Source organism: Benzoatithermus flavus (assembly GCF_037908215.1).
Taxonomy (GTDB): domain Bacteria; phylum Pseudomonadota; class Alphaproteobacteria; order Geminicoccales; family Geminicoccaceae; genus Benzoatithermus; species Benzoatithermus flavus.
Genome location: NZ_JBBLZC010000048.1, coordinates 1 through 7150, shown reverse-complemented (window position 1 = coordinate 7150; position 7150 = coordinate 1). Strand labels below are relative to the sequence as shown.

Annotated in this window: 6 protein-coding genes; all 6 read right to left on the bottom strand. The window is 68.7% G+C overall.

Features of this window, described 5'->3' with window-relative positions; translation table 11 throughout:
- Positions 1-114 precede the first annotated feature (114 nt).
- Positions 115-1452, bottom strand: a complete 1338-nt coding sequence (aptA, locus tag U1T56_RS23765; protein ID WP_418161999.1) for an omega-aminotransferase AptA — start codon at positions 1450-1452, stop codon at positions 115-117.
- Positions 1453-1601: 149 nt separating this feature from the next.
- Positions 1602-2633, bottom strand: coding sequence for a proline racemase family protein (locus tag U1T56_RS23760; RefSeq protein ID WP_418161998.1), 1032 nt, complete (start codon positions 2631-2633; stop codon positions 1602-1604).
- 14 nt (positions 2634-2647) lie between these two features.
- Complete coding sequence (locus tag U1T56_RS23755; protein ID WP_418161997.1) at positions 2648-4123, bottom strand: aldehyde dehydrogenase family protein; 1476 nt, start codon at positions 4121-4123, stop codon at positions 2648-2650.
- A 15-nt stretch (positions 4124-4138) separates the two neighbouring features.
- Complete coding sequence (locus U1T56_RS23750) at positions 4139-4873, bottom strand: SDR family oxidoreductase (RefSeq protein ID WP_418161996.1); 735 nt, start codon at positions 4871-4873, stop codon at positions 4139-4141.
- A 16-nt stretch (positions 4874-4889) separates the two neighbouring features.
- Positions 4890-6152, bottom strand: coding sequence for an NAD(P)/FAD-dependent oxidoreductase (locus tag U1T56_RS23745; protein ID WP_418161995.1), 1263 nt, complete (start codon positions 6150-6152; stop codon positions 4890-4892).
- A gap of 4 nt (positions 6153-6156) precedes the next feature.
- Entirely contained in the window at positions 6157-7035 is an 879-nt protein-coding gene (dapA, locus tag U1T56_RS23740) for a 4-hydroxy-tetrahydrodipicolinate synthase (protein WP_418161994.1), read from the bottom strand.
- Positions 7036-7150 lie beyond the last annotated feature (115 nt).

Here is a 7150-nt window from a genome sequence, read left to right as displayed (position 1 = left end):
TCGCCGGTCGCCGGGTCGAACACCGGCGCGGTGCGGCCGCTGCGGCCCGCCACCAGCTTGCCGCCGATGAAGTGCTGAATCTCTCGGGTCATGACATCGCCCTCGGCATTCCGATCAGTGGACGCGCCGGAGCGCAGCGGTGAGCCTGGTGACGATCTCGTCGATATGGGACGGCTCGGCGATCAGAGGTGGCGACAGGGCGATGATGTCACCGGTCACGCGGATGAGGACGCCGTTCTGGAAGCAGTCGATAAAGGCGTTGTAGGCGCGCGCACCCGCGGCACCCGGCCGCGACTCGAGCTCGATGCCGGCGACGAGGCCGATCGTGCGGATGTCGATGACGTGCGGCAGCCCCTTCAGCGCATGAATCGCGTCCTGCCAGGCTCCCGCCAGCTCTGCCGCGCGGGTGAGCAGGCCCTCCTCCTCGTAGATCTCGAGCGTGGCGATGCCCGCGGCGCAGGCCACCGGATGGCCGGAATAGGTGTAGCCGTGGAACAGCTCGATCGCCGCTTCCGGGCCGGTCATCAGCGCGTCGTGCACCTTGCGGCTCACGAAGACGGCACCCATCGGGATGACACCGTTGGTCAGGCCCTTGGCCGTGGTCACGAGGTCCGGCACGACACCGAAATAATCGACAGCAAAGGGTGCCCCGAGGCGGCCGAAACCGGTGATGACCTCATCGAAGATCAGGAGGATGCCGTGGCGGGTCGCGATCTCGCGCAGGCGCTCCAGATAGCCCTTGGGCGGAACCAGGACGCCGGTCGAGCCGGCAACCGGCTCCACGATGACGGCGGCGATGGTCTCGGCACCGTGCAGGGCGACCAGGCGCTCCAGATCATCGGCGAGCTCGGCGCCATGCTCCGGCAGTCCCTTCGCGAACGCATTGCGGGCCGGATCATGGGTATGGCGCAGATGGTCGACGCCGGGGAGCTGGGGGAAGACGCGGCGGTTGTTGACGATGCCGCCGACCGAGATGCCGCCAAAGCCGACGCCATGATAGCCGCGCTCGCGGCCGATGAAGCGGGTGCGCGTGCCCTGGCCGATAGCGCGCTGGTAAGCGATGGCGATCTTGAGCGCCGTATCCACCGATTCGGAGCCCGAGCCGGTGAAGAAGACGCGGTCGAGCCCGGCCGCAGCACCGCCCGGCGCGATCCTCGCCAGCCGCTCGGCGAAGTCGAAGGCGAGCGGATGGCCCATCTGGAAGGAGGGGGCATAATCGAGCGTGGCGAGCTGGCGGGCCACCGCATCGGTGATCTGGCGCCGCCCGTGGCCGGCGTTCACGCACCAGAGCCCGGCCGTGCCGTCGAGAACGGGGCGCCCGTCGTCGCTGACGTAGTGCATGCCCTCCGCCGACACCAGCATGCGCGGCGCGGCCTTGAACTGGCGGTTCGCCGTGAACGGCATCCAGTAATGGTCGAGTGAAGGTCTGTTGCTGAGATTGGCGTAAGACATAACGATCTCCCTGCGCTGCACCCGAGAAGGGTTGCAGCGCCATTCTCGTCCCGACTGTGCTGGATGGCCGATCGACCGCTCTCGTGGCCGGAGCCGCCCGCCCGGCGAGCCGGCCCCTTCGTTTCCGGCCTCCGCGCTCGTCTCGAAGGTCAGCCCAACTGATCGACCTGGGGACCCCAGGTATCCGAGAGGGTGAAGCCGGCCGGGAACGGGTCGTCCGTGTCGAGGCGGAGCTCCTCGCGGCCGTAGATCCAGCCCTGCCCGGTGATGCGGGGCAGCACCGCGACCCGGCCGCCAACGGTGGTCTCGCCGATCACCTCGGCCAGAAACTCGCCGCCGATGATCGAGCGCGAGCGCCGCCTATCCCCGACCCCGACCTCGCCCATCGCGTGGAGCACGGCGAGATTGGCGGAGCTGCCGGTCCCGCACGGCGAGCGGTCGACCCGGCCGGGCTTGAGCGTGGTGCAGGTGCGGATCACGCCGTCGGGCTCGCGGTTGCGGAACATGACGTAGGCGATCTCGTCGATACCGAGCTCGGGATGGCGCACCGAGACCTGCTCGGCGAGGAGCGCCTTGAGTGCCATGCCGGCTTCCGCGAGCTCGCGGGCATGGCGCGGCTCGATCGCGAGCCCGATCTGGTCCACGTCGATGATGGCGTAGTAGACGCCGCCGAAGGCGATGTGGGCCTTGATCCGGCCCCAGCGCGGGGTCGCGATCGGCTGATCGAGCGCCTCGACGAAGGCGGGAACGTTGTCGAGGCTCACCGACCGGCAGCGGCCGTTGGCACAGCGGGCGCGGACGGTGACCAGGCCGGCCGGCGTGTCGAGACGGACGACCGTTTCGGGCTCGACCATCGGCACCCGGCCGGTTTCCAGAAGGGCTGTGACCACGCAGATGCAGTTGCTACCCGACATCGGGTGCGCGCGGTCGGCCTGCAGCACGATGAAGCCCGCGTCGGCATCCGGCCGGCTGGGCGGCAGCAGCAGGTTGACCGACATCTGCGCGCAGGCGCGCGGCTCGAAGGTCACGAAACGGCGCAGGCTGTCGTCGACCTCGTTGAGGTGGTTCATCTTCTCGAGCGGCGTGCGGCCGGGAATCTCCGGTGCGCCGCCCACGATCACCTTGCCGATCTCGCCCTGGCAATGGACCTGAACGAGCTCGATCGACCGCTCCCATCTCATCGGCGTCGTCCCTTTCACTTGATGTACCAGCCCCAGGGCTCGTCCGCCGCGAAGCGGGTGATCTGCTTGGTCTCGAGATAGTTCTCCAGGCCCCAGCGCCCGAGCTCGCGCCCGATGCCGGACTGCTTGTAGCCACCCCAAGGTGCTTCGGTGAAGGTCGGCTGGGAGCAGTTGATCCAGACGATCCCGGCACGCAACGCGGCCGCGACCCGCTCGGCGCGGTTCAGATCCTCGGACATCACCGCCGCGGCCAGGCCGTAGCGGCTGTCGTTGGCGAGCCGCACCGCCTCCGCCTCGTCGGCAAAGGGGCGCACACAGACCACGGGCCCGAAGATCTCCTCACGCCAGGCGTCGCTCGCGAGCGGCACGTCGACCAGCACGGTTGGCTCGACGAAGTAGCCGGTGTTGAAGCCGCTCGCCCGCGTGCCGCCGGTCGCGACGACCGCACCATCCGCGCGTGCCTTGTCGATCGCGGCCAGCACCTTCTCGAGCTGCCCCTTCGACACGAGTGGACCGAGCAGCGTGCCTTCCTCCAGCCCGTTGCCGATCTTGATCCGCTGCGTCTCGGCGACGAGCCGGTCCAAGAGGCGGTCGTAGAGGCCGTCCTGCACGAGCACGCGGGACGTCGCCGAGCAGACCTGCCCCTGGTTCCAGAAGATCCCGAACATGATCCACTCGACGGCCTGCTCGAGGTCGGAGTCGCCGAAGACCAGGAACGGGGACTTGCCGCCGAGCTCGAGGCTCACCTTCTTGATGTCGCGTGCCGCCGCCGCCATGATCCTGGAGCCGGTCGGCACCGAGCCGGTGAACGCCAGCTTGTCGACCCCTGGATGGTCGGCGAGCGGCTGGCCGGCATCCGGGCCGAAGCCCGTGACGATGTTGAGCACGCCCTCGGGCAGGCCGGCCTCGTCGGCGATCGCGCCGAGCTCGAGCGCCGTCAGCGGCGTCAGCTCGGACGGCTTGAGCACTACGGTGCAGCCGGCGGCGAGTGCAGGTGCCACCTTCCACGCGGCCATCAGCAGCGGGTAGTTCCACGGGATGATGGCACCGGCGACGCCGAGCGGCTCCTTGACCGCTTTGGAGCTGAAGCGGGCATCGCCGAGTGCTATCGCCTCTTCTCTCTTGGCATCCAGCTCATCGGCCAAGCCGGCATAGAACTCGAAGCAGCCAGCGGCGTCCGCGATGTCCCATTCGGCTTCCGGCAGCGGCTTACCGTTGTCGATCACCTCGAGGCGCGCGAGCTCCCCCTGGCGCGCCCGGATGCCCGCGGCGATGGCACGCAGGTAGCGCGCGCGCTCGGCACCTGAGAGCCGCGGCCAGGGGCCTTCGTCGAAGGCTCGGCGCGCGGCCTCGACCGCCGCATCGACATCTTCAGCCGTGCCGGAGGGGGCGTGATGGACGACCTCTTCGGTCGCCGGGTTGATCACGGGGAACGTGCCGCCCTTCTTGGGCTCGACCCATTTCCCGTCGATATAGAGTTCGCTGCGCATGGTCTTTCTCGGGTGTCAGACGTGGCGGGTGATGCCGCCGTCGACGCGGATGTTCTGTCCCGTGATGTAGCCGGCGTCGTCGGACAGGAGGAACGCCGCCGTCCTGGCGATCTCCATGACGGTGCCGATGCGGCGCATCGGCACCGTGGCGGCGGTCTCGGGCGTGTGATCGAGGCTGTCGATATAGCCCGGCAGCAGCGCGTTCATGCGGATGTTGTCGGCGGCGTAGCGATCGGCGTAGAGCTTGGTGTAGGCGCCGACGGCGGCGCGGTAGGCGCAGGACACCGGGAACTTCAGCGTCGGCTCGAAGGCGGCGAAGGTGGTGATGTTGACGAAAGCGCCCCTGCCCTGCCGCAGCATCAGCGGCGTGACCAGGCGCGCCATCCGCACCACGGACAGCAGCATCATCTCGTTGCCGCGCGCCCAGCTCTCGTCGGTGATGTCGAGGAGGTCGCCTTTCGGCGGATGGCCGGTGTGATTGACCACGGCATCGATCCGGCCAAAGGCCTCCTCGGCGCTGTCGACCAGCTTCTTCAGATCGCTGGCGTTCTCGGTCGAGCCTCGCACGCTGAGGCCACCCAGCTCGGCCGCGAGGGCTTCGGCGCTGCCGGACGGCGACATCAGGGCGAGCCGGTAGCCGCGAGCGTGGAGTTCACGTGCGATGGCGGCACCCATGCCGCGGCCGCCCGCGGTGATCACGGCGACCGGTGCCTGCGTCTTCGCGGCGGAACGGTTCTGATCGGATGTCATGCGCCAAGCCCTTTCGTCAGAAGCGGTCGACCCGATAGGGTGAGAGATCGAGCGGCGGCTTCTGCCCGGTCGCGAGATCGGCGATCAGCCGGGCGGTCGTCGCCGCGTAGGTGAGGCCGAGATGGCCGTGACCCGTGGCGTAGTAGAGGCCTCGTGTCTTGGCCGAAGGGCCGATGATCGGCACCGTGTCCGGCAGGGCCGGGCGATGCCCCATCCACTCGGATGCCGCGGCGATCTGCAGGTCCGGCAGGGCCTCTCTGGCGCGCTTGGCCAACACCTTGGCACGACGATAGTCCGGCGGGGCGTCGAGCCCGGCCATCTCCACCGTGCCGCCCACCCGGATGCCGCCGGCAGTCGGCGTCACCATGAAGGCACGGGCCGGCCAGATGAGCGCATGGCGTAAAGCAATGCCGGGCGCCATGATCTGCGTGTGATAGCCGCGCTCGGTCTCGAGCGGGATCGGCTCGTCCACGAGCTTGGCGAGGCGTCCCGAATAGGCGCCAGCGGCGATCACCGCCTGCGACACCGGGATCGAGCGTCCGTCTGCAAGGCGCAGCGCCGCGATGCGGCCCTGCGCCCGCTCGAAGGCGACGACCTCGCCCCGTTCGATGCGCCCACCGCGTTCGCGGACACGCGCCGCCAGTGCCGTGACGAGCTGGAAAGGGTCGCGCACCGACCGGTTCTTGGGGAAGAGCACGGCACGGGTGATCTTGCTGCCGAGCGCCGGCTCGAGGGCGCGGGCGGCATCGCCCTCGAGAACCTCGTGGGCGATGCCGAAGCGCTCGACGAGCTCGAGATGCTCGCGGTCCGCGGCGAACTCGGCCTCGCCGGCATAGAGAGCGAGGCAGCCCTCCTCGCTCAGCACGTCGGAAAGGCCGGCCGCCTCCAGAAGCGGCAGGAGATCCTCGTAGACGCGCCCGCAGAGCGCGGCCCCGGCTGCCTCGAGCGCGCGCAGGCGAGACGGCCGGCTCGCCGCGACGAAACGCAGAAACCAGGGCATCAGCCGCGGCAGGTAACTCGGCCGCAGCCGGACCGGGCCTTCCGGGTCGAGAAGCCACTTCGGCAACTGCGCCCACATGGATGGGCGCGAGGCCGGCATGAATTCCGTCACCGCGATGCTCGCCATGTTGCCGTAGGATGCACCCCGTCCGGGCTCGTCCCGGTCGATCAGCACCACGGTTCGACCGCGGCGCTGCAGCTCGAACGCGATGGCCGTGCCGATGATACCGGCACCGACCACGGCGATGGGGAGGGCGGGCTGCTGGTCGCCGCGGCTCATGGCATCACGCGGCGTTCGCGGCGGCGAAGACGGCGCCGAACGCCGCCTTCTCGGCGGCGCTGAGTGGCAGCAGCGGGCGACGGGTCTCGCCGACCGGGATGCCCATGAGCTCGCAGCCGTACTTGACCTTCTGGACGAACTTGCCGGATTCGAGGTTGGTCATCAGTGGGTAGAAGGCTGCGGCCAACGCCTGCGCCGTTTTGAGGTCGCCGGCGGTGAAGGCGTCGTAGAACTTGACCACCGGCTCGACCAGGCAGTTCGCCGGGCCGCAGATCCAGCTCGTGGCACCCCAGAGGAAGAAATCGAACGCCTGATCGTCACTGCCGCAGGAGAGCTGATACTTGCTGCCGTAGCGCCGGTTGATCTCGAGCGCGCGCAAAAGATTGCCGCTGCTCTCCTTGATGCCGATCACGCGCGGGTTGTCCGCGAGCGCGTCGAGAACCTCGAAGCCCACCTCGACACCGGCGCGCAGCGGGAAGTTGTAGAGGACGATCTCCACATCCACCGCATCGAGGACCGCCTGATAATGAGCCAGCAGCTCGTCCTGGGTGGGGAGCGAGTAGAAGGGCGGCGGCAGCAGCACCGCTTCGTAGCCGAGCTTCTTCGCGGTCTCGGTGTGCCTGATGACCTCCCTGGTCGACCCGGCGTTGGTACCGGCGATCAGGAGGCCACGATCCCCGACGGTCTCCTTGACGAACTTGAGAACGTCGTTCCGCTCCTCGGTCGACATGGCGTAGTACTCGCCCGTCGATCCCATGGGCACGAAGCCGTGGACACCCTTCGCCAGCAGATGCTCGAGCAGCTTGCCGAGCGTCTTGAAGTCGGTGTCGCCCTTGTCGTCGAAAGGTGTCACGAGAGCCGGCAGAATGCCTTTGAGCTGCATGGTCTTCTTCCGTGGTTGACAGTGTTCTAGAGCCGTCCCGGGCAGCGCCGCCCCGCCGATATGAGGCTTGCGGGGCGGCGCTGCCGGCGAGCCGGATCAGCCCTTCTTGATGTTT

Excerpts from the sequence above, each read along its gene's own strand:
- aptA (WP_418161999.1), bottom strand. The coding sequence starts at position 1,452 with ATGTCTTACGCCAATCTCAGCAACAGACCTTCACTCGACCATTACTGG.
- U1T56_RS23760 (WP_418161998.1), bottom strand. The coding sequence starts at position 2,633 with ATGAGATGGGAGCGGTCGATCGAGCTCGTTCAGGTCCATTGCCAGGGC.
- U1T56_RS23755 (WP_418161997.1), bottom strand. The coding sequence starts at position 4,123 with ATGCGCAGCGAACTCTATATCGACGGGAAATGGGTCGAGCCCAAGAAG.
- U1T56_RS23750 (WP_418161996.1), bottom strand. The coding sequence starts at position 4,873 with ATGACATCCGATCAGAACCGTTCCGCCGCGAAGACGCAGGCACCGGTC.
- U1T56_RS23745 (WP_418161995.1), bottom strand. The coding sequence starts at position 6,152 with ATGAGCCGCGGCGACCAGCAGCCCGCCCTCCCCATCGCCGTGGTCGGT.
- dapA (WP_418161994.1), bottom strand. The coding sequence starts at position 7,035 with ATGCAGCTCAAAGGCATTCTGCCGGCTCTCGTGACACCTTTCGACGAC.